Genomic DNA, 20,508 nt, shown 5'->3' on the forward strand with positions numbered 1-20,508 from the left:
TTTTGACTTTAGATTTTTAAACTTTGCTCTGAATTTTTAATTAGAATAACTGAAATTTATTTTTTAACATGAAGAATAAAAAACTACATATTGTTTTTTTAACACCAGGTTTTGCTTCTTCTGAAGAAGATTCAACAGTAATACCAGCATTAGCTATTTATTTAAAGGAATTAAAAAAAACTATTCCAAAAGCTCGTTTAACTGTTATTGCATTTCAATACCCTAAATTTATTGAACAATATAAATGGTTTGATATTAATGTAATACCTTTAAATGGATCTAATAAAAGAATAAAAAAACCTTTTATATTTTATAAAGCAAAAATGAAGCTTAAGCAATTGAATGAAGAACAATCAATTAGTTGTGTTCATAGTTTTTGGATTGGTGATTGTTCTTTTATAGGGCAAAGGTTTTCGTTTAAGAACAATATAAACCATGTTGTTACAGTTATGGGGCAAGAAAGCGTAGTTAGAAATAGATTTGTGAAATTTATTAATGAGAAAAAGTCAAAAATTGTATCTCTTTCTAAAAATAATTCTGAAGATTTAAAAAATAAATTAAACATTAGTTCTCAAATAATTCCTTGGGGAATATCCCCTTTAAGTTTTCCTGATTTAGAGTTGAGTTCAATTGATATTTTAGGTGTTGGTTTTTTAAATGATGTAAAAAACTATTCTTTTTTTATTAAAGTGATAGCTTTTTTAGTAAAGAAACACCCTGATATTAAAGCAGAAGTTATTGGAGAAGGAAAAAACTACACCTCTTTAAAAGAAGAGATAAAAAAATTAAACCTTAATGAAAATATAAAATTAACGGGGTTATTACCGAGAAGTGAAGTTTTATTAAAAATGTCTAAGTCTAATATTCTTTTACATACAAGTAGGTATGAATCTTTTGGTTTTGTTTTCCCAGAAGCTCTTTACTCAGGAATGAGAATAGTTTCTACTAATGTTGGTTGTGCTTCTAGATCAATGTTTTGGAAAATCGGAGATAATGCAAAGGATTTAGCAAGTTATTGTGATGATTTTCTCCTGTTTACTGCTGTTAATAAAAAAAGAATACATTTATATTCAATAGATAACACAATAAAATCTTATTTGAATTTATATCAATTAACAGAATAAAATGATAAATCAACTAAAAATAATCTTATCCATTATTCCTGAAAAATTTAGGGAAAAACTACCCTTTTTTGTATCTCTATCTTTTTTAAATCTTTTGTTGGATTTAATTTCAATAGCTTATTTAATACCTGTTTTTTTGTTGTTAATAGATCATAAGATGGCTTTAGAAAAAGCCTCGGAGTTTATACAAATTAGTGAGTCTAATATTCCTTTGATTGTTGTTTTATTTATTGTCAGTTTTATTGTTAAAAATTTAATACAGATAAGAATTAATACCTACCAATCTCATTTTATTTTTGATATTGCGACGAAATTATCTTCAAAGTTTTTAAATGATTTTTTGACAAAAAACTATCTTGATTTTCAAAAAAAAAATACAGCAAAAAGTATTCAGAATATTAAAATAGTTGGATTAGATTTTTCAAACCATATTTTGTTATCAATTAATACATTTCTTACAGAAGGAGTTATTGTTCTTATTATATTAGGAATAGGTATTTACTTTTATTTAAAGCTAACACTAATAGTTTTAGGAATTTTTTCTTTAGCTTTTATTTTTTTAATATTTCAAAGAAAAAAAAAAATTATAGCGATAAATGATTCCTTAAAGAATAGTTATCATGAGGTTACGTCACAATTGATAAATATAATTCAAGGTTTTTTGGAGTTAAAAAGTTTAAATAAAGAATTACATTTTTATAGAAAGTTTAATAAAAGCGTTCATCATTTTAATAACCAATATGCAAAGTTAGAAATCTACAAGAAGTCTAATAACAAGTATTTGGAAATTTTAATGGTGGTAGGATTGACTTTTGTTGTTCTTTTTTTTATTCAAGCACAAAATTCAACAATTTCAAATGTTTTCGTAATTTCATTTATTGCAGGTTCTGCTTTAAAGTTGCTACCGTCAATGAATAAAATAATAGTGTCTTATACTAATTTTCAATCATTCAAGTATACGATAGATATTTTAAGAGAAGTTGTTGAGTTAAATAAAAATACGGTTATAATTAATAATCCTTTAAAAAAGAATTTTATTTTAAAGGATGTTTCATTTCAGTACAGTTCTAAAAAACGTATTATAGAGAATGTAAATTTAACTATTCTTAAGGGGGAGATTATTGGGATATCTGGGAATTCTGGAACAGGTAAAACAACCTTTGTAAATATTATTATGAACCTTCAAAAGCCTCAGAAAGGAGCTGTTTTTATTGATGGTTTTAAAATTTGTAATGAGCATAATTTATTTGGTATAATTAATTATTTACCTCAAAATTCTTTTATATTTGAAGGGTCTGTTATTGATAATATCATTTTAGGTGAGGACGAAAAGAATACTGATTTTAAAAAAATTCATAAACTTTCAAAAATTCTAGAATTAGATAGTATTATAAAATCTGAAGAAAAACTATATTTAGACATTAACTCTTTAAAAATATCTGGAGGTCAAAAACAACGAATTGCATTATTACGTTCACTTTATCATAATTTTGATATTTTAATATTAGATGAAGCGACAAATCAATTAGATGAAAAGTTAGAAGAAAGAATACTTAATTATCTTGCTGAATTAAAAAAAGAAGGTAAAACAATTATAATGATTTCGCACAACCCCAAAATGAAAGAAATTAGCGATAAATATTATGTTCTAAAAAATAGAAAATTAGTCATGGTTAAATAAAATTTCAATTAATTGTTCTAAGCCAGATGAAAGAGCCTTAAAAGAAAGTTTATTATTAAAATGTTTTTTAATTTTTAATGATAGTGATTTAGAATTAAAATTATCTAAAGATTTTAATTTTTCTAAAAGGTCTTCTTTGTCTCCTGGTTTAAAAAGTTTTGCATATTTACCATTCTCTGTTATTGCTCTATTTGAAGCAATATTAGTTACTATAGGGATGCATCCACAAGCCATCGATTCTATAAGAGCTGCTGATCCACCTTCATAATATGATCCTAATAAAAAATAAGTGCTTTTTTGATACCATTCTTCTAACTCTGAATTAACAATAACTCCCATTAGTTTAATTTCATTTGTTATTCCTCTTAAATTTAGAATGTGAATAATGTTTTTTTCTAGTTCTTTCTCTGAGTAAAATAAGACTAATTTGGCTTTTGAATTGATTTTGAGATAAGATATAAATGCTTCTATTACGGTTATAGGGTCTTTGTTTTTATTGAGTCTACCAACCCAAATAAATAAATTAGCATCTTTTTTGATAGTGCTATTATAAGAAAAGTGAGTAGATAATTCAGGTTGGGTGAAAATTTTAAATCTAGAAGATATTAAACCTTTTGAAATCCATTTATCAGCCATATCAATAGATGTAAAAATATAAGCATCAACAAATTTATCTAGCTTACTTAAAATATTTTTTTTAAGCCAATTATGGGGTGGTTTTTCAGCATGATGTTGAATAATAATTTTGATGTTTTTCTTTAAATAAAATTTAAGGAAGATAACTTGATATATTTTACTAAAACCATGAATGTAAACAACATCAGGAGAAATTTTATTAATTAAAAAATGAGTTTTTAAATCAATTAAAAACTTCTTGTTCTTTGTTTTTTTCTGGAAATAATAAAAAATATTATTTTTAATAAAAAAGTTTTTTACGCCAATAAATTCTAAGACACTAATTTTATGTTTTTTTTTAAGTTCTAAAAGAACGTCATATACGAAATGAAATTTTATAAGCTTTTCATTTGGGTCTAGAATTTTAGGTAAAGAATGATAATTTAAAAATAAAACATGTTTACTCTTCATTTTTTTAATTGGTTATTAAAAAATTTTCGTAATATTAATGAAAAATAATTAGGTTTTAAAGCTGAAAACTTATATTTTTCTTATTTAGTTTTCAATTAATTTATAGCTTAAGAGAACTTATTAAATATGTACAAAGTATTAAAATCTATCAATAAACATTATTTTCCAAAAAAATATTTATTCACACCAGAATGGATTGTTTTAGGGGTAAATAATGTATGTAATTTACATTGTAAAATGTGTGATGTAGGAACCAAAAATTTAGAGAGTAATTTTGCTCAAAATTTAGTAGGTACTCATCCTATAAATATGCCAATAGAATTAATTAAAAACATTATTAATCAAGTAAAAAAAAATTACCCTAAGGCTAAATTAGGTTATGCTTTTACTGAACCCCTGGTGTATCCTCATTTGATAGAGTCTTTAGCTTACGCAAATAAAAAGGGGTTGTATACAACTATAACAACAAATGCTCTAACCTTAAAACATAAAGCTGAACAACTTGTAGATGTAGGGATTAATGAAGTTTATATATCTTTAGATGGTCCAAAAGACATTCACAATGAGATTAGAGGTCATAAAAAATCTTTTCAAAAGGCATTAGAAGGTATTGAGGAGCTTATTAAAATTAATTCTAAACAATCTATTTCTGTTTTTTGCGTAATTACAGAATGGAATATCGGTTATTTAACTGAATTTCTTAATGAAATTAAACATTTGCCTTTAAAAGAAGTTGGTTTTATGCATACTAACTTTACCCCAGAATATGTTGCTCAATCCCATAATGAAAAATGGAGTCAGCACTATTTAGCTACTTCATCAAATATGGATGAAATAAATATAGATAATTTTAATCTTGATACTCTTTTAAAAGAAATAAAAAAAATAAAAACTACCAAATTAAATTTTAATGTAAGTTTTTCGCCAGATATATCTACAAAAGAAGGATTAGATGTTTTTTATCATAAACCTCAAGAAATTATAGGGAAAGGATGTAATGATGTTTTTGGAAACATAATGATAAAATCCGATGGTAGTGTAATTCCTGCTCATGGAAGATGTTATAATTTAGAGTTAGGAAATATGTATAAGGAATCTTTGAAAGAGGTTTGGAACTCTAAAGTATTGAAAAAATTACGTAATGACTTAAATGAATCAGGAGGGTTGTTCCCGGCCTGTAGTAGATGCTGTAGTGCTTTTTAATTATGAAAAATAAAGTAATAATATTTAATCCTAAAAGTGGAAATGCAAAACATAGAATACCGAACTCTATTTTGCAGGTTGGAGCATCTATTCATGGAGAGTTTGAATATGTTTTGGTAGATGGGAATTTAGAAAAAGATCCACTTCAAGAAATTTTTAAATATTTAGAAACAGGTGAGTATAAGTATTTTTGTTCAACTGTTATGCCAGGACCACAACTTAGACAAGCAATTCCTTTTACAAAAAAAATAAAAGAAACGTTTTCTAATGTTACTGTAATTTGGGGAGGTTATTTTGCCTCTAATCAATATGAGGTTTGTATGGATTCTCATTTAGTAGATTATATTGTAAATGGGCCTGGAGATGTAACTTTCCCTTCTTTATTAGGTGTCTTAGAAGGAGAAAAATTAGGTGAAATAGTATTTGAAAAAACGTTAAGTAATATAGATAATTTGATTTTTAGAAACGGTGATGGAAAAATCGTTAAGACTAAAAAAGAAAAATTGTTAGATCAGGATGCATTACCCAATTTACCTTATACTTATTTAGATACTTTTTACCCACTTGAAAGTTATTTAGGAAAAACTTTTATGGGAAAAAGAACTTTAGCTTATCATTCGAGTATGGGGTGCCCATTTACATGTTCATTTTGTGGAATTGTACCTATTTTTAGTGGTAGATGGAAAGGTAAATCAGCTGAAGGGATGTATCAAGATGTAAAATATTTTAAAGAGAAATACAATGTTGATGCAATTGAATTTCATGACAATAATTTTTTTACCTCAAAAAAACGAGTTTTAGAATTTTCTAATTTAATTTTAGAGGGTAATATTAAATACTGGGGAGAAGGAAGGATTGATACACTTAATAAATATTCTGATGAAGAGCTAAAGTTGATGAAAAAGGCAGGTTGTGAAATGATTTTTTTAGGCGCAGAAACAGGGAATGATGAAGTGTTAAAACAAATGAATAAAGGAGGTACACAATCTGGGAAAATGATTAAAGACTTTGCTTTACGTATGGGAAAAGCAGGGATTATTCCTGAAATGTCATTTGTTTTAGGAATGCCTGCAGATACAGAGGAACAAGTGTATAAGCAGATTCTTTGGGATATCAATTTTATTAAAGAAATTAAACAAATAAATCCAAATACAGAAATTATTATTTATTTATATAGTCCAACCCCAACAAAAGGATCAGAGTTATATAAGCAAATTTTAGATGCAGGTTTTTCTTTTCCAGAGACTTTAGAAGAGTGGGTTTTGCCAAGTTGGGAAAATTTTGATTTACGTAAAAATCCATTAACACCTTGGTTAAAACCATACATGATTGATACTATTAAAGATTTTGAAACGGTATTGAACGGAAAATATCCAACAGTATCTGATTTTAGAATCCATGGATATAAGAAAAAAATATTAGGTTTAGTTTCTAATTGGCGTTACAAAACAGGTTTTTACAAATACCCTTATGAAATAAAATTATTACATAAAGTTTGGAAATACCGTCAACCAGAAGTAGAGGGGTTTTACTCCGAATAGAAGTATGCGAGAATTTATAAAAATAATAATACACCCTTTTCTTAAAGTTATAACAAAATTTTGGTTTTCTAAACCAAGGAGATATTCTTATAAAAAAGTAAGTGTAATGGTACATCCAGAAGTATTTCCTCCGCATTATACAATAAGCACTAAAATCTTATTAGATTTTATTAGCACATTAAATGTTTCTAAACAAGAGTTTTTAGAGTTAGGTTGCGGTTCAGGAATCATTTCTTTATATGCGGCGTCGAAAAAAGCAAACGTTACAGCAGTAGATATAAACGTAAAGGCTATCGAGTATTTAAAAAAATCGGCTTTAAAAAATAACTTATCGATTACTGTTATATATTCAGATTTGTTTTCTGAATTGAAAGATTCGTATTTCGATTTGATATTTATCAATCCTCCTTATTATCCTAAAGATCCACAAAATCAAAAAGAACAAGCTTGGTTTTGTGGGGTAGATTTTGAGTATTTTAAACAATTGTTTGATGAATTGTCTAAAAGAAAAAAAACAGAAACGGTGTATATGATTCTTTCGGAAGATTGTGATTTAACTAAGATTAAAGATATTGCTTTAAATCATTATTTTAAGTTAGAAATAGTTGTAGAAAAGAAAGTTTTAGAAGAAAAAAATTTTATTTTCAGAGTTATTAAAACTTAAGGAGTTAATACATTTTTTTAATAATATACTAAATCTAAGGCATTTTTGTTGTATACATATTAAGTATTTAGTAGTGGTAAATATTTTAAAAGTATTTATTTAAATCATCTTAGATAAGATGGGGGCTATCTTTAAGAAAAATAAATTTCATTAGAAAGGTCGTTAAATGTTGTTACGTGTTAATTGCTATCAAAGGTTAAAATTATTTTAACAGTTTTTATTAAAATGATAAAATCAAGTTTCCATGAATATTGCTTTATATAGTATAAATCATATTCTAGTTTCTTTAGATTATCTTTTGGGGTTGCTTTAGGCATATTAACTTGTGACCAGCCAGTAATTCCAGGTTTTATAACATGTCTTAAGTTAAAAGAAGGATTTAATTTTAAATATTCTTCAACATAATGAGGTTGTTCTGGTCTTGGTCCAATTATACTCATATTTCCTTTAAGAACATTGAATAGCTGAGGTAGTTCATCTATTTTAGATAATCTTAAAAAACTTCCTAAAGTTGAAATTTCGGCACTAGAGTTTGTCTGATTTTTTTCTAAATTATTACTAATTGTTCTTATTTTATATATTAAAAAAAAGCTTCCATCTTGACCAACTCTTATTTGAGAATATATTATAGGTTCATTTAAATTAAAACGACTTAGTAAACAGCCAACAAAAAACAAAGGAAGCGATATTGGTAGTGTGGTAATAACAAAAAATATATCAAAAACTCTTTTCATAGAGTTTTTATTTATTGATAGAATTATCATTAATATATACTTATCAAATTAATAAATAGAATAGACCAATATACAAATTCATTCATGTAATCATGAATGAATTTGTATATTGTTAAACACAATAGATTACTTATCAGATTAGTGTAGAGATATATTATTACCTTAAGTTTAATTATCGATTCCGTAATACATTAAACATCTGGTATTTTAACTTATGTTTTAAGAGTAGGTTTCTTTTATGGATTTTAATAATCTAGTTTGTTTTAAAAAATAATAATTATAAGGTTATTAATATTTTATTAGAGGGAAATTACTTTTTGCGAAACCAATAGGCAGTTCTACCAAAGGCAGCAATACCGTAGTAGCCTCTAATTTTTAATTTATTACTATTTTCAAGTTGAATATAACACTTGTATTCTTTTCCGTTTTTAGGATCTAAAATTTTGCCACCATTCCATTCTTTACCATCTTTTTTTAGTCCTGTTAAAATATTCATACCTAAAATAAGATTGTTTTTACGGTTACCTTTGCATTTATCACACAAGGCTTCTTGTCTGCTTTTATCAGTAATTTCAATAATTTTAGCGTAGGCTTTTCCGTTTTTTTTATAAACTTCAATAACAGAATCTACTTTATTGGTTTCTTCATCGCGATTTTCCCATTTTCCAAAAATGGTTTGAGCGCTAATAGAAGTACTAATAATAAGTAAAAGAATAAAAAGTGGTTTTTTCATGTTTGTAGAATTTAATAAAAGGTAATTTTCAAAAATCGTTCCAGTTAATCATATTTAGCATCAAAATTGCCATTCCATTTTCCTTGAACACGCATTACCTGTTCTAAAATATCGCGAGCACAACCTTCACCACCATTTTTATCAGAAATATATTTAGATGCTTGCTGAATTTCTCTAACAGCATCGTTAGGGCAACAAGGCATACCAACTAATTTCATTACAGGATAATCAGGAATATCATCACCCATATATGCAATGTTTTCTGGGTTTAAGTTGTAATTTTCTATGATTTCGTTAAATTGTTTAATTTTATTATGAGCCCCTAAGTAAATATCGGTAATACCTAAATTAGCTAAACGAGTACGAACACCTTCATTTTTTCCGCCAGAAATAATACAAACTCTAAAACCAGCTTTTACTGCGGCTTTTAAAGCGTAACCATCTTTAATATTCATTTGACGGACTAATTCGCCATTCGGAAAAACGGTAACAATTCCGTTTGTTAAAACACCGTCTACATCAAAAATAAAAGTATCTATTTGTGGTAGTATTTCTTTATAACTTTTTTCCATTATTTTGGATTGATTTTGTAATGAGTTGATAAATTCTTTGTTGTTCTTTCGTAAGTAATGTTAAGTGATTTTGAATCGTTTCTTGGTCGTTTCTTTTTGCAGGACCCGTTTGTGATTCTTCTGGACTTAACGTTGTTATTTTTTGTGCTGTTTCTTTAATTAACGGATGTAAAACTTCAAAAGGTACTTGATATTTTTCACAAATATCGGCACCCATTTTATACATGTGATTGGTAAAGTTATTTACAAAAACGGCAGCTGCATGCAAGCTTTTTCGTTGTTCAGAATTAATCGCGTAAATATTTTTTCCGATTGATTTTGCTAGTTTTTCTAAAGTTTTAAAATCTTCCTTATTTTCTGCTTCTAAACAAAACGGAATTTCATTAAAATCAACTTCTTTGTCTTTCGAAAAACTTTGTAATGGATAAAAGACACCTTTTCTTCCGTTGTTTTTTAAGGTACTTAATGAAGCGCTACCAGAAGTGTGTACAATGAAACCATTTTTTTTGTCAATTTTTGCAGAAACTTTAGCAATAGCATCGTCAGAAATAGCAATAATATAAACATCGGCAGTTACTAATAAATCTAAATTATCAGTAGTATCAACGAGTTGTTTTAAATGTTTAATTTGCTGATTATTCCGAGCATACATTTGTACTAAAGAAACATCTTTAGTTTTACTAAAAGCTTTTGCTAGGTGTGTTGCTACGTTACCGCCTCCAATGATGGCTACTCTAATCATAGGTACGAAGATATTGAATTTATGTTATAGTGATTCGTTAAAAATATTTTTTGCATCTTTGCAGCCTTATGTTTGTTTAAGTCCACTTATATAGCTTAGTTGTACACGATACAACTCCAAATAATACTCGATATCTTTTTCGAGTAAATCCCTATATTTTAATAATTTATAATGACTGATTACAATAAAACTTCAAAACAAACAATATTTTCACTTTTTAAAGATGCTATTTTAGGTAAGCAACAAGATTTTACACAGGGAAGCCTACGTAAGGCTGTTTTTATGTTGGCAATACCGATGATTTTAGAAATGCTAATGGAATCTATCTTTGCTTTGGTAGATATTATTTATGTATCTAGAGTGAGTGTAAATGCAGTAGCAACGGTTGGTTTAACAGAGTCTGTTTTAACCTTGGTGTATGCAGTAGCCATTGGTTTAAGTATGGCGGCAACGGCTTTAATTGCTCGAAGAACAGGAGAGAAAGATGCTAAGGGTGCAAATGAGAATGCAGTACAGGTTATAATTTTAGGTGTTTTTATTTCGATACTAATTAGTATTGTAGGAGTACTATTTCCGAAAGAAATTTTAGGATTAATGGGTGGGGAACCTGATTTAATAGCTGAAGGCTATGGGTATACTCAAGTTTTATTAGGAGGAAACATAACGGTAATGCTACTTTTTTTAATTAATGCCATTTTTAGAGGAGCCGGAAATGCTTCTATTGCAATGTGGACATTAATTTTATCGAACGGTTTAAATATTATTCTCGATCCTATTTTTATTTTTGGTTTAGGGCCAATTCCTGCTTACGGAGTAGAAGGGGCAGCTATTGCAACAACAATTGGTAGAGGTGTTGCTGTAGTTTCGCAATTATTGGTATTGTTTTATGGCGCCGGAAAAATAAAAATAGTAGTAAAAGATTTAGGTATTAAAGTAGCGGTAATGCTAAATTTAATAAAGGTTTCTTTAGGTGGAATTGGGCAGTTTTTAATAGGTACCTCTAGTTGGGTGTTTTTAATGCGTATTATTTCAGAATTTGGTAGCGAAGTATTGGCAGGTTATACAATTGCCATACGTATTATGATGTTTACTTTAATGCCTGCTTGGGGTATGAGTAATGCAGCGGCTACTTTGGTAGGTCAAAATTTAGGAGCCAATCAACCAAAGAGAGCAGAAAAATCGGTTTGGATAACCAGTAAGTACTGTGCGTACTTTATGGGAATAGTATCTGTAATTTATATCTTTTTTGCACCTACTTTTTTAAGTTGGTTTTCTGAAAACCCGAGTGTGGTTAAAAACGGAGCTTTATGTTTGCAGATTATTGCAGCTGGTTACATTGCGTATGCTTATGGTATGGTGGTAATTCAATCATTTAACGGATCAGGAGATACTAAAACGCCAACATATATAAATTTTGTGTGTTTTTGGTTATTTCAATTACCATTTGCATATCTAATGGCTATTACATTAAATTTTGGACCAATAGGTGTTTTTTTAGCAATAACATTAGCTGAGGTACTAATTGCCATTTTAGGAATTTGGCTGTTTAAAAAAGGAAAATGGAAAACGATAAAGGTTTAAAGGCTATTTTGTAAATTGGCTTATTAAAAATAAACAAATATGAAACTAGATATATTAGCGTTTGGAGCGCATCCAGATGATGTAGAGTTAGGTTGTGCAGGTACCATTGCTAAAGAAATTTCTTTAGGAAATAAAGTAGGTATTGTAGATTTAACAAGGGGTGAATTAGGTACACGTGGTTCTGCAGAGTTACGTGATAAAGAAGCGGCTGTGGCAGCTGACATATTAGGAGTTTCGGTACGTGAAAACTTAGGCTTTGCTGATGGTTTTTTTAAGAATGATAAAGAGCATCAATTAGCAGTTATAAAAATGATTCGTAAGTATCAACCAGAAATTGTGTTATGTAACGCTATTGATGATAGGCATATTGATCATCCAAAAGGAAGTAAATTGGTTTCTGATGCTTGTTTTTTAAGTGGTTTGTTAAAAATTGAAACAACATTAGATGGTGAGTTGCAGGAAAAGTGGAGACCTAAATTAGTGTACCATTATATACAGTGGAAAAATATTGAACCAGATTTTGTTGTTGATGTAACAGGATTTATGGATAAGAAGGAGGCATCGGTTTTAGCATACAGTTCTCAGTTCTTTGATCCGAATAGTAATGCACCAGAAACACCAATTACAAGTAAGAATTTTACCGAAAGTGTAAATTATAGGGCAAAAGACTTAGGTAGGTTAATTGGGGTTGATTATGCAGAGGGCTTTACGTCAGAACGTTACGTGGCTGTTGAAAATTTAAGTAAATTAATTTAAAAAAAAGTTTTGCAGATAAGAGAAACAGTTGTATATTTGCACCCGCAAGTTACATGGTGGTTGTAGCTCAGTTGGTTAGAGTATCGGTTTGTGGTACCGAGGGTCGCGGGTTCGAATCCCGTCTTCCACCCAAAAGCTTAAGTCCCTGTTTTTACAGGGACTTTTTTGTTTTTTACAATCCTGCAAGATTTACATTTTAAATTAGCGTGACAGCTAACGGGACAAAAATGTAAGTAAAAAATGAAGAAAATTATTTCACTTTCAAGTGGCTGTTCGGCTACTTATCCTTCGGTTATTCCTAAAAATTGGAAAACAGCCGGTAAAGATTCACTTTTAAAAGACTGGACAATTTATTATTATTTTGAAGATCCATTGCACAAAAAGCAATATCCAAAAGGAAAACGAATTCGTACGAAAGGTATGAACGAGTTTAAAACTTTAGGAGAAAGAAGGGAGGCAACCGAAATTCTTTTACAAGGAATTGTAGATAAGTTGGTAAATAATCACTGGAACCCTATTTCTAAAAATTATATGCAAAATAATGATGCTATTGATGGTAATAAATCGCTGCTAGACTCATTAAAGTATTACTCAAAAATTAAAAAAGCATCTAAAAGCTACAGGGAAAATATAAAATCTATGATTGGTTTTGTTGAAGTTTCTATTTATGCGCTACAACTTCAATATAAAAGTGTAAATACTGTAACTAGAAAAGATATAAAAGCAATTTTAAGGCATCAACAAGAAACAAGAGATATATCTAACTACAGGTATAATAAAATTAAATCTCAGATGAGTTCGTTGTTTGTTGAAATGGTAGAAGATGAAGTAATAGAGCATAACCCTACATACGGAATAAAAAAACTAATTGTAGATAGCCGATTACGTGAAATTTTAACTGAAGAAGATAGAAAAAGAATTCACTATCATTTAAAATCTAATTTTTACACCTTTTGGCGATTTATGATGATTTTTTATTCAAGTGGGGCAAGAATTACAGAAATATTACAAGTACAAGTTAAAGATGTTAATTTAAGTAAGCTAGAGTATAAGGTGTTTATTAAAAAAGGGCAACTACATAAAGAAGTTATTAAACCTATAAATAAAAACTTTTTTTATTTATGGGCTGAAGTAATAAATGAACAAAATACTAATAGTATTGAAGCGAATCCAAACCATTATATCTTTTCAAGAGGGCTTTCAAAAGGCGAAAAATCTATAAGGTATGAACAAATAACAAGAAGGTGGAGAGTACATGTTAAGGAGAAGCTTGGAATAACAGCCGATTTTTATTCTTTAAAGCATTTGTATAGTGATAAAATTTCTGAACAGTTAGATATTGCACACGCCCAAAAATTAAACTCTCATACTTCTGATAGGATGATGAAAGAGCATTATGCGGTAAATGAAAAACAACGTACCATTAATAGATTAAAGAACGTGGATGCTTCTTTTTATGATGGAAATCAATCAGATTAATAATAATATTCGGTTAGCTAATAAATTAGTACGAATTTATAATTTGTATTTACCAAGTTAAAAGCTATTAAAATTAAGAGAAGCTGTTGGGGTTTAAATGCTTTACGCTTAAAATTAATTAGTATGTTTGAACAAAGAAATAGATACAGGTGTGTTTATAATAGATGTATAGTTAATTATATATGCTTGTTAGTTGTAATTAAAAAAAGTGATGGAGAAGTTAAAAAGACATATTGGATTAATAATAGCTATAATATTTGCTTTTTTTGACGGAACTCTTGGTCTTATAGAATTATTTATTATTGGTGTTTTAACATATATAATTGGTGAAATATTCAAGAGAAAAATTGCTGAAGCAATTGCTAATGTAAATGGATATGCTAACGTTGGTAATTTATTAAACAACTATTTTTTTAAAGACAAAAAAAAGAATGGATTAGTTGACTGTTTAATAGGATTTATTTCTGATGCTGTTATAAATAATAAACAAGAGGAATTCAATCGAAAAATGAAATTATGGACAAATATAACAGAAGTAAGTGTCTTTATTCTATTTACAATTATATCAATAATAATAGATTTTTAAAGTTATGAAACTAATTATTAAAAATATATTTATTTGCGGTTTACTTACTTTGCTGGGTTGTAGGAAAGTTATTAAAACTGCTATAAAGGAAATATCAGAAAACTCTATAGAAAAAGAAGTTAAAGTAATTTCAAAAGAAACAGTAAAAAACATATTTCCGAAGGTTATTAAATCAAAAGAACAGCATATAATAAAGTTAGGTTTTGATACCGAGGTAACTAAAAAAAATGTTTTAAAAGTTTTCTCAAAAGACAATAATTTATTAGCTGAAATAAGAGGTAACATAGTAACATCAACTCCTGGTTACAATAGAAAGTCTATGAATAAATTTTTAGACCAAAGAAATTTATTACCTAATTCCATTTATAAAATAGAAAATTTTATTTATAAGACTGATAAATTTGGTAGAGTAACAGAAGCGAGTACTTCTGTGTTTCCTAAATCTATCATGAAAAAACCAAGGTCAAGTTATAGACAAAGTAAAGGTAATTATGAAAAAAATGGAATTTTAGATGTTGATGATGGCGGGCATTTATTTGCTAATCAACTAGGTGGCATTTCAGAAATAATAAACATAGTTCCTCAAAATAAAATTTTAAATAGGAGAGCTTGGAAAATACAAGAAAATTTTATTTTAGAAAACAAAAGGTTTATTAAAAACTATAAAATTAACTTATTATATAATAGTAGTGGGGCTAAGAGACCTAAAGAAATGATTATGAGTTATGAATTCAAAGGTGAGAAAATAACTAAAGTATTTAAAAATGAAAATAGAATATTAAAGATAGAATAAGCTTTAACTAACAAGACCTACAATTAATGCGGGTTTAGTGTTTAACCCAAAAGTTTGTGTATTTTTACTAAGTCCGTTAAACCTTTTTTGATTTAGCTTTTAAATACAATAAAACAAAAAGTTTTAGCTAAGTGCTAAACCGAAAGTCTGCTGACTTTCGATTCCCGCACTAACCATAGTTAAACGTTACCCTATAAAATACAACTTACCACAAAGCACCTTTAACGAGGTGTTTTTTTATACCAAAAACCCAAGCCTCAACAAACAAACCAAGTTTTATAAAGATTTTCTTTAAATACTACTAGGGATTTGTTTACAGAAGCTTACAAATTATCTTATTACATTTGTAATGAGTTTAAGAAAAATGGAAGAATGAAGGTGCATATCGTTGATAATCACAAGGTAATTTACGAAGGTTTTAAGGTGTTGTTAGAAGCATCAGGAATTACAGTTGATGGTTGGAGTAGTAATGGTTTTGAGTTATTAAAATATCTCAAAACGAATACAGCTGATGTTTTGATTGTTGATTATAGTATGCCTAATATGGATGGTAATGATGTGTTGCAGTATTTTTTAGATAATAATATTGATCAAAAAATTTTAATGTTTTCGGGTTATGTAGATTACGATTTTATTAAAAACTCCATGGTTAAAGGAGCTAGAGGTTTTTTATTAAAATCAGAGAATACTGAAAGCATCGTTAAAGCGTTAAAACTAGTAAATGATGGGTTTTTATATTATTCGCCAGAAGTGCAAAATATTATTATTGAGCATGAGAGTAAACCGCCTAGTAGCGTTAGTGAAAATGTAAATTTAGAAGATATTCTTTCGGGTACACAGGTAGCTATTTTAAAGCTAGTTTTAGAGGGGTATTCAAACGAAGAAATTAGTAAACTAATTAGCATTAAAGAAACTACAATAAGAGGTCACTTATTTAGAATGCGAGAAAAACTAGAACTAAAAACAAATGTTGGCTTAGTTAAGTTGGCGCTTAAAAGTGATTTTAACTAATATTAATTAAGTATAAGTTGTAAAATGTAAGCTTTTGTATCTTTGGGTTTTAACTTAAACTCAATGATTATGAAAAAAATATTATTAGCAATATTCGTGGTAAGCTTTGCATTTATTTCTTGTACCGATGATACAGAAGAACATGAAGAACTTATTAAAGCAACTCAAAGTATTGATAAAGGAAAGAATGTTACCACAGATCATGGTAGTGATGACGACGATAACGAATAAATACAACATCGCTGTTTATTTGATTTTAGTGTTAGCTGCAACCTCTTTTTATATGCATAAATTTATAGAGCCTTATAGTCAAGAGGTAGTTGATAATAGAAAAGAACATATTTCTTTAAAAAAAACTAGAGATTTAGCTTATAAGGAAATGAAAAATAATCCAGCTAACTCTTTAGCTGTAATGAAATATTTAGCAGCTAAGAGTGAGGCTGATATTGCGTGGAGTACATTAAAGAAATCAAAGAAGGCTCAAAAATTTATTGGATTTAGTTCTTTACACGATTTTTTAGAAAGATTTGGATTAGCTTGTTTTATTTTTATTTATGGAGTGTTTAATTTAGTACGCTCCTTTTATTATGATAGGAAAAACTTCTCAAGTAAACTATTTCATGTTTTTGTTATATCTGTAGGATTTTTTTACTTTTTTTGGGTATTCAATAAATTCCAAGATTTTAGCAAAGCAACATACTTTTTAATAACACTTGTTTCTGCTTCTTTTTTAGCGGTTGGTGTGTATTTTTTTACAAAATTCAAACAAAGTTATATTAACAGTTTAAAAGGTGACATTAGAGAAATATCACGCTTTACAGTTTTAAATACTAAACCAGGTAAACAAAAAGAAATGTTTAACTTGTTTAATAAGTTGTTAAAATCAAAATAATAGTAACTACATAAATATAACAAACCCCGAGTATATGCTCGGGGTTTTGTTTATAGTAAATTTAGGGTTTTGTTTACGGTAATTTATTGGTTTTGTTTACAAGCAGTCATATTGATTATAGATACATTTATAAAAAAAAATATGGCAATGTATTTAAAAAAGGTTAATGAAATAGATAAAGAAGTTGAGAGAATTAAAACTTGTGATACTCTTAGTGATATAGAGAAACTTTACCACCTTACAATTCTTAAAAATGAATTAATAAATATTAAAAAGAGTGTTAAAGATAGTCGAAAGAGTACTTTAAAATGGTATTGTTTAAACTAAAGGTGTTTTAAACAACTTAGAACTTATTATTGTATATACTATTAATACCTTTTTTAATAATGTTTTACTTAAAGGTTTGTTAAATACTACAATATTACATCTTGTATGTAATGTTGTAGTATGTTAAAAATAACCTTTTATATCTCCTAGAACGAAATATTTTGTATATAAAACGAAATATTTTGTATATAATATGTATATTTGCACAAGTAAAAAGGTTATTAGTTTTTAAACTAATAACCCTTATACTTAAAGTAAACCTAATTAAACAACTCGTAGGAAAGTTATGTTAATAGGTATAAGTCTTTAAGAACTTTGAGAATTTGAAATAAAATTTTTAAGAATTTAATTCTTAGTTTCGTTAATTTGAATAAAGCCTTAGGCTTACTTTTGTTTTTCTTTGCCATTTTTTATGGTTTTAAAGATTAAAAAAATAAAAAAAGATATACACTTAGTTTTGATAATAGAGTATGTCTTTTTTTTTGTTGTTACAAATTTAAATTTTCATTACTTAAGACTAATGAAGCTTTTAAAAATTATACTAATAAGTTATTAACTAATTGTAGCTTTAAAGCTGATACTTGTTGTGTTCTGTCATAGGGTTTATTAAAATTTCTTTTTTGGAGTCAATTTTAAAGTTGCGCTCCATCACAACTTTTAAAAAAAAATATATAGTTTGTAAACAGGTATATCTTTTTTTAATATAACAATGTATAATACTATTTATAGTAAAATATATCTACCATGTAAATAATAGTACAGTATATTCTGTAAAATGTGGGATTTTAGAGGGGGAGGCAATTACTTGCATTGAAGTATATTGCTTAGGGTGTTACAAATATAGAAAAAATTTATTGTTTTTTATATCTATTGTTAGTAACTTAGAGTAGATTTTTAATATAGTATAAACTTTATTAGTAATTTTTTCTTGAATAGTACAAAGCTTTCATCTAGCACTACAAATTTAAGGAATTATAAAAGTTCTCGCAAAAACCTTAATTTTTTTGTGACATTTATTATTTAAGTCTTGGTAACAACAATAAAAACTACTCTTTTTTAAACTCTATAGCTTTGTCTAATTTTTTCTCAACAGTATCAATATGTTTTTCTATAAGTGAAGCAATTTTCTTCAATAGTTCAATATCTTCTTTTATTTCTTGAAACTCAAGCTGGATGCCTTTCATTTCAAAATCTTTTCTTTTAAGATCTAGTTCTAAGCCTAGAGTCGCGGGTTCGAATCCCGTATTCCACCCAGAAAAAGTCTTCTCATTTGAGAAGACTTTTTTAATTTAAAGCAAAAAAAACTTCTCAATTATTTTTGAGAAGTTTTTCTGATTTTTAACCATTCCTGGTATTTATCTTTGTGTTTAAAGCGTTTGTGTGTCCATAAATAACATTCAGGTTGTGCTTTTATATGTTCTTCGGTTATCTTTAAAAACTTGTCAGCTATTTGGTAGTCTTCGTAGTCTTTTGGGGTGTCAGTTATTAGTTCGAAAGTAGTTTCAAAATACCCTCTCTTAACTTTTGTTGTATTCATGTTTATAACAACTAAATTAAATTTTTTAGCTAAAGTTTCGGCACCTGTATGCACAGGTATATTTGTGTTTAAAAAATTAGCCCAATGCCTTGTTTTATGAACTTGAGGAGATTGGTCGCTTAATAAAATATATAAGCTTTTAATTTCTTTTGATTGACGTTCATTAATTTTTTTATTAAATAATGTAGTAGGTACTCCATCAAAACCATATTTTGTTCTAGAGTCTTTAATTACTTTTTCAAAATAAGGGTTCTGTATCCTTGTGTATGCGCCGTAACAATTAATGTTTAATTGTAATGGTAAAGCGAAAGCCCATTCCCAATTTGCTTGGTGGGCACCTATTAAAGCAATGCTTCTCCCTTGGTCGGCGTACTTATTAATAAGCTCTGGGTTTGTGTATTTGTAGCGTTTGTTTATTTCTTTTTCGCTGATAGAAAATGATTTTACACTCTCGAAAATTAAATCAACAAAGTGTTTAAAGAATTTTTTACTTATTTTTTTTATTTCAGTTTCGTTTTTATTAGGGAAGGCTGTTTTTAAATTAGATTCAACTACTTTTTTTCTGTAACCAACAAAGTGAAACATTATAAAGAAGAAGAAATCTGAAATAATATATAAAACTCTCATTGGTAATCTAGATAATAACCAGATGAGTGGGTAGATGATTGCGAATGTTAAAAACTTCATATTTTAAATTTAAGGTGCAAATATCGGATTAAATTATGAACCATTTACTTTATTAACTTTTGATTATGTTTGTGGTTATAAATAGATAATATGAGTCAAGTTATTTTAGTGTTAATAGTAGTGAATGCATTAGTTTCTTATAAAGGGTTTAATGATGCTGTTTTTTTTGATCGATATAAATTTCAGGTTCAAAAAATACTCGGAGGTGATAAGTTGAGAATGATATCGTCGGGCTTTTTACATGCAGATTGGGTGCATCTAGGTTTTAATATGTATGCGTTGTATCTTTTTGGAAAAGTAGGGGTTGCTAATTTTGGAACTGTTTATTTTTTGTTAATTTATTTTGGAAGTTTATTGGCAGGGAGTATGTATTCTTTATATCAGCATAAAGAAGATCTTTATTATAGTGCTATTGGAGCATCAGGAGCAGTGTCGGGAGTTATTTTTTCTGCGATAATGTTATATCCAGAGATGAGGTTAATGATGTTGCCAATTCCAATTCCTTTGCCAGGTTATATTTTCGGAATCGGTTACTTGTTGTATTCAATTTACGGAATGAAAAAGCAAGTAGGTAATGTTGGACATTCTGCACATTTAGGAGGTGCTGTTGGTGGTTACTTGTTAACGTTAGTTTTAAGGCCGAGTGTTTTAGCAAATAATCCTTTAATGATAGGAGGTATTGGTATTATTATAGTTGGTTTGTTTTTATTTGGAGATAAGCTAAAGTTGAATAAGTAAGTGAGTGGAAATAAAAAAGCCGAAACAAATGTTTCGGCTTT

Annotated in this window: 22 protein-coding genes and 1 tRNA gene; 16 read left to right on the plus strand and 7 right to left on the minus strand. The window is 27.9% G+C overall.

All coding sequences use genetic code 11. The features are described from left to right. Positions 1 to 68 precede the first annotated feature (68 nt). Positions 69 to 1,124 (plus strand): glycosyltransferase, encoded by a 1,056-nt coding sequence (locus H518_RS0102465; RefSeq protein WP_028887604.1) that lies wholly within the window; start codon positions 69 to 71, stop codon positions 1,122 to 1,124. Between the two features lies 1 nt (position 1,125). Beyond that, positions 1,126 to 2,805 (plus strand): ATP-binding cassette domain-containing protein, encoded by a 1,680-nt coding sequence (locus H518_RS0102470; protein ID WP_081411142.1) that lies wholly within the window; start codon positions 1,126 to 1,128, stop codon positions 2,803 to 2,805. Here H518_RS0102470 and H518_RS0102475 read toward each other — a convergent pair. After that, positions 2,788 to 3,891, minus strand: coding sequence for a glycosyltransferase family 4 protein (locus H518_RS0102475; RefSeq protein ID WP_028887606.1), 1,104 nt, complete (start codon positions 3,889 to 3,891; stop codon positions 2,788 to 2,790). The two genes, H518_RS0102470 and H518_RS0102475, sit on opposite strands and share 18 nt — an antisense overlap. Positions 3,892 to 4,017: 126 nt before the next feature. Between H518_RS0102475 and H518_RS0102480 the strand changes: the two genes are divergently transcribed. The 3 genes from H518_RS0102480 to H518_RS0102490 all read left to right on the plus strand — a co-directional run bounded on the left by H518_RS0102480 (position 4,018) and on the right by H518_RS0102490 (position 7,299). Then, positions 4,018 to 5,094: a radical SAM protein gene (locus H518_RS0102480; RefSeq protein WP_028887607.1), complete on the plus strand. Its 1,077-nt coding sequence runs from the start codon at positions 4,018 to 4,020 to the stop codon at positions 5,092 to 5,094. A 2-nt stretch (positions 5,095 to 5,096) separates the two neighbouring features. Beyond that, positions 5,097 to 6,635 carry a B12-binding domain-containing radical SAM protein gene (locus H518_RS0102485; RefSeq protein ID WP_028887608.1) on the plus strand — a complete coding sequence of 513 codons (1,539 nt, stop codon included), beginning with the start codon at positions 5,097 to 5,099 and terminating at the stop codon, positions 6,633 to 6,635. 106 nt (positions 6,636 to 6,741) lie between these two features. Further along, complete coding sequence (locus tag H518_RS0102490; protein WP_240472485.1) at positions 6,742 to 7,299, plus strand: methyltransferase; 558 nt, start codon at positions 6,742 to 6,744, stop codon at positions 7,297 to 7,299. A gap of 179 nt (positions 7,300 to 7,478) precedes the next feature. On the opposite strand, the gene H518_RS0102495 is transcribed toward H518_RS0102490, so the two are convergent. The 4 genes from H518_RS0102495 to H518_RS0102510 form a co-directional block, all read right to left on the minus strand. Then, a complete protein-coding gene (locus tag H518_RS0102495; protein WP_162143098.1) occupies positions 7,479 to 8,033 on the minus strand; it encodes a sugar transferase in 555 nt (184 codons plus the stop codon). Positions 8,034 to 8,343: 310 nt separating this feature from the next. Then, positions 8,344 to 8,766 (minus strand): DUF2147 domain-containing protein, encoded by a 423-nt coding sequence (locus tag H518_RS0102500; RefSeq protein WP_028887611.1) that lies wholly within the window; start codon positions 8,764 to 8,766, stop codon positions 8,344 to 8,346. 44 nt (positions 8,767 to 8,810) lie between these two features. Then, positions 8,811 to 9,338, minus strand: a complete 528-nt coding sequence (locus H518_RS0102505) for a KdsC family phosphatase (protein WP_028887612.1) — start codon at positions 9,336 to 9,338, stop codon at positions 8,811 to 8,813. Then, positions 9,322 to 10,080 carry a Rossmann-like and DUF2520 domain-containing protein gene (locus H518_RS0102510; RefSeq protein ID WP_028887613.1) on the minus strand — a complete coding sequence of 253 codons (759 nt, stop codon included), beginning with the start codon at positions 10,078 to 10,080 and terminating at the stop codon, positions 9,322 to 9,324. Before H518_RS0102510 ends, H518_RS0102505 begins: the two co-directional genes overlap by 17 nt. Positions 10,081 to 10,251: 171 nt before the next feature. Here H518_RS0102510 and H518_RS0102515 point away from each other — a divergent pair, with 171 nt between their 5' ends. The 10 genes from H518_RS0102515 to H518_RS0102560 all read left to right on the plus strand — a co-directional run bounded on the left by H518_RS0102515 (position 10,252) and on the right by H518_RS0102560 (position 17,505). Beyond that, complete coding sequence (locus H518_RS0102515; RefSeq protein ID WP_028887614.1) at positions 10,252 to 11,661, plus strand: MATE family efflux transporter; 1,410 nt, start codon at positions 10,252 to 10,254, stop codon at positions 11,659 to 11,661. 39 nt (positions 11,662 to 11,700) lie between these two features. Further along, positions 11,701 to 12,417, plus strand: coding sequence for a bacillithiol biosynthesis deacetylase BshB1 (gene bshB1 / locus H518_RS0102520; RefSeq protein WP_028887615.1), 717 nt, complete (start codon positions 11,701 to 11,703; stop codon positions 12,415 to 12,417). A gap of 55 nt (positions 12,418 to 12,472) precedes the next feature. After that, positions 12,473 to 12,548 (plus strand) — tRNA-His (locus tag H518_RS0102525). Between the two features lie 109 nt (positions 12,549 to 12,657). After that, complete coding sequence (locus tag H518_RS0102530) at positions 12,658 to 13,896, plus strand: tyrosine-type recombinase/integrase (protein ID WP_028887616.1); 1,239 nt, start codon at positions 12,658 to 12,660, stop codon at positions 13,894 to 13,896. Positions 13,897 to 14,107: 211 nt separating this feature from the next. After that, positions 14,108 to 14,482 (plus strand): hypothetical protein, encoded by a 375-nt coding sequence (locus H518_RS0102535; RefSeq protein WP_028887617.1) that lies wholly within the window; start codon positions 14,108 to 14,110, stop codon positions 14,480 to 14,482. 4 nt (positions 14,483 to 14,486) lie between these two features. Then, complete coding sequence (locus H518_RS20345) at positions 14,487 to 15,275, plus strand: DNA/RNA non-specific endonuclease (RefSeq protein WP_051263641.1); 789 nt, start codon at positions 14,487 to 14,489, stop codon at positions 15,273 to 15,275. 309 nt (positions 15,276 to 15,584) lie between these two features. Beyond that, positions 15,585 to 16,286 carry a response regulator transcription factor gene (locus tag H518_RS0102545; protein WP_162143099.1) on the plus strand — a complete coding sequence of 234 codons (702 nt, stop codon included), beginning with the start codon at positions 15,585 to 15,587 and terminating at the stop codon, positions 16,284 to 16,286. Positions 16,287 to 16,355: 69 nt separating this feature from the next. After that, positions 16,356 to 16,517 (plus strand): hypothetical protein, encoded by a 162-nt coding sequence (locus tag H518_RS20970; RefSeq protein ID WP_155995115.1) that lies wholly within the window; start codon positions 16,356 to 16,358, stop codon positions 16,515 to 16,517. After that, positions 16,474 to 17,178, plus strand: coding sequence for a hypothetical protein (locus H518_RS0102555; protein WP_155995117.1), 705 nt, complete (start codon positions 16,474 to 16,476; stop codon positions 17,176 to 17,178). The genes H518_RS20970 and H518_RS0102555 overlap by 44 nt, the downstream gene beginning before the upstream one ends. Positions 17,179 to 17,319: 141 nt before the next feature. Next, entirely contained in the window at positions 17,320 to 17,505 is a 186-nt protein-coding gene (locus H518_RS0102560) for a hypothetical protein (RefSeq protein WP_162143100.1), read from the plus strand. A 1,046-nt stretch (positions 17,506 to 18,551) separates the two neighbouring features. Here H518_RS0102560 and H518_RS20975 read toward each other — a convergent pair. Then, positions 18,552 to 18,689: a hypothetical protein gene (locus tag H518_RS20975; RefSeq protein WP_155995119.1), complete on the minus strand. Its 138-nt coding sequence runs from the start codon at positions 18,687 to 18,689 to the stop codon at positions 18,552 to 18,554. A 128-nt stretch (positions 18,690 to 18,817) separates the two neighbouring features. Then, the gene (locus H518_RS0102570) at positions 18,818 to 19,729 is read right to left on the minus strand and encodes a lysophospholipid acyltransferase family protein (protein WP_028887621.1); all 912 of its coding nucleotides are present in this window, start codon (positions 19,727 to 19,729) and stop codon (positions 18,818 to 18,820) included. 90 nt (positions 19,730 to 19,819) lie between these two features. Between H518_RS0102570 and H518_RS0102575 the strand changes: the two genes are divergently transcribed. Continuing rightward, positions 19,820 to 20,467, plus strand: a complete 648-nt coding sequence (locus tag H518_RS0102575) for a rhomboid family intramembrane serine protease (protein ID WP_043706392.1) — start codon at positions 19,820 to 19,822, stop codon at positions 20,465 to 20,467. The last annotated feature ends 41 nt before the right edge of the window (positions 20,468 to 20,508 follow it).

The organism is Tenacibaculum ovolyticum DSM 18103, assembly GCF_000430545.1.
Classification (GTDB): Bacteria; Bacteroidota; Bacteroidia; order Flavobacteriales; family Flavobacteriaceae; genus Polaribacter; species Polaribacter ovolyticus.

Coding starts and splice junctions, on each gene's coding strand:
- H518_RS0102465 (WP_028887604.1), top strand. CDS start 69: ATGAAGAATAAAAAACTACATATTGTTTTTTTAACACCAGGTTTTGCT.
- H518_RS0102470 (WP_081411142.1), top strand. CDS start 1,126: ATGATAAATCAACTAAAAATAATCTTATCCATTATTCCTGAAAAATTT.
- H518_RS0102475 (WP_028887606.1), bottom strand. CDS start 3,891: ATGAAGAGTAAACATGTTTTATTTTTAAATTATCATTCTTTACCTAAA.
- H518_RS0102480 (WP_028887607.1), top strand. CDS start 4,018: ATGTACAAAGTATTAAAATCTATCAATAAACATTATTTTCCAAAAAAA.
- H518_RS0102485 (WP_028887608.1), top strand. CDS start 5,097: ATGAAAAATAAAGTAATAATATTTAATCCTAAAAGTGGAAATGCAAAA.
- H518_RS0102490 (WP_240472485.1), top strand. CDS start 6,742: ATGGTACATCCAGAAGTATTTCCTCCGCATTATACAATAAGCACTAAA.
- H518_RS0102495 (WP_162143098.1), bottom strand. CDS start 8,033: ATGAAAAGAGTTTTTGATATATTTTTTGTTATTACCACACTACCAATA.
- H518_RS0102500 (WP_028887611.1), bottom strand. CDS start 8,766: ATGAAAAAACCACTTTTTATTCTTTTACTTATTATTAGTACTTCTATT.
- H518_RS0102505 (WP_028887612.1), bottom strand. CDS start 9,338: ATGGAAAAAAGTTATAAAGAAATACTACCACAAATAGATACTTTTATT.
- H518_RS0102510 (WP_028887613.1), bottom strand. CDS start 10,080: ATGATTAGAGTAGCCATCATTGGAGGCGGTAACGTAGCAACACACCTA.
- H518_RS0102515 (WP_028887614.1), top strand. CDS start 10,252: ATGACTGATTACAATAAAACTTCAAAACAAACAATATTTTCACTTTTT.
- bshB1 (WP_028887615.1), top strand. CDS start 11,701: ATGAAACTAGATATATTAGCGTTTGGAGCGCATCCAGATGATGTAGAG.
- H518_RS0102530 (WP_028887616.1), top strand. CDS start 12,658: ATGAAGAAAATTATTTCACTTTCAAGTGGCTGTTCGGCTACTTATCCT.
- H518_RS0102535 (WP_028887617.1), top strand. CDS start 14,108: ATGGAGAAGTTAAAAAGACATATTGGATTAATAATAGCTATAATATTT.
- H518_RS20345 (WP_051263641.1), top strand. CDS start 14,487: ATGAAACTAATTATTAAAAATATATTTATTTGCGGTTTACTTACTTTG.
- H518_RS20970 (WP_155995115.1), top strand. CDS start 16,356: ATGAAAAAAATATTATTAGCAATATTCGTGGTAAGCTTTGCATTTATT.
- H518_RS0102555 (WP_155995117.1), top strand. CDS start 16,474: ATGTTACCACAGATCATGGTAGTGATGACGACGATAACGAATAAATAC.
- H518_RS0102560 (WP_162143100.1), top strand. CDS start 17,320: ATGGCAATGTATTTAAAAAAGGTTAATGAAATAGATAAAGAAGTTGAG.
- H518_RS20975 (WP_155995119.1), bottom strand. CDS start 18,689: ATGAAAGGCATCCAGCTTGAGTTTCAAGAAATAAAAGAAGATATTGAA.
- H518_RS0102570 (WP_028887621.1), bottom strand. CDS start 19,729: ATGAAGTTTTTAACATTCGCAATCATCTACCCACTCATCTGGTTATTA.
- H518_RS0102575 (WP_043706392.1), top strand. CDS start 19,820: ATGAGTCAAGTTATTTTAGTGTTAATAGTAGTGAATGCATTAGTTTCT.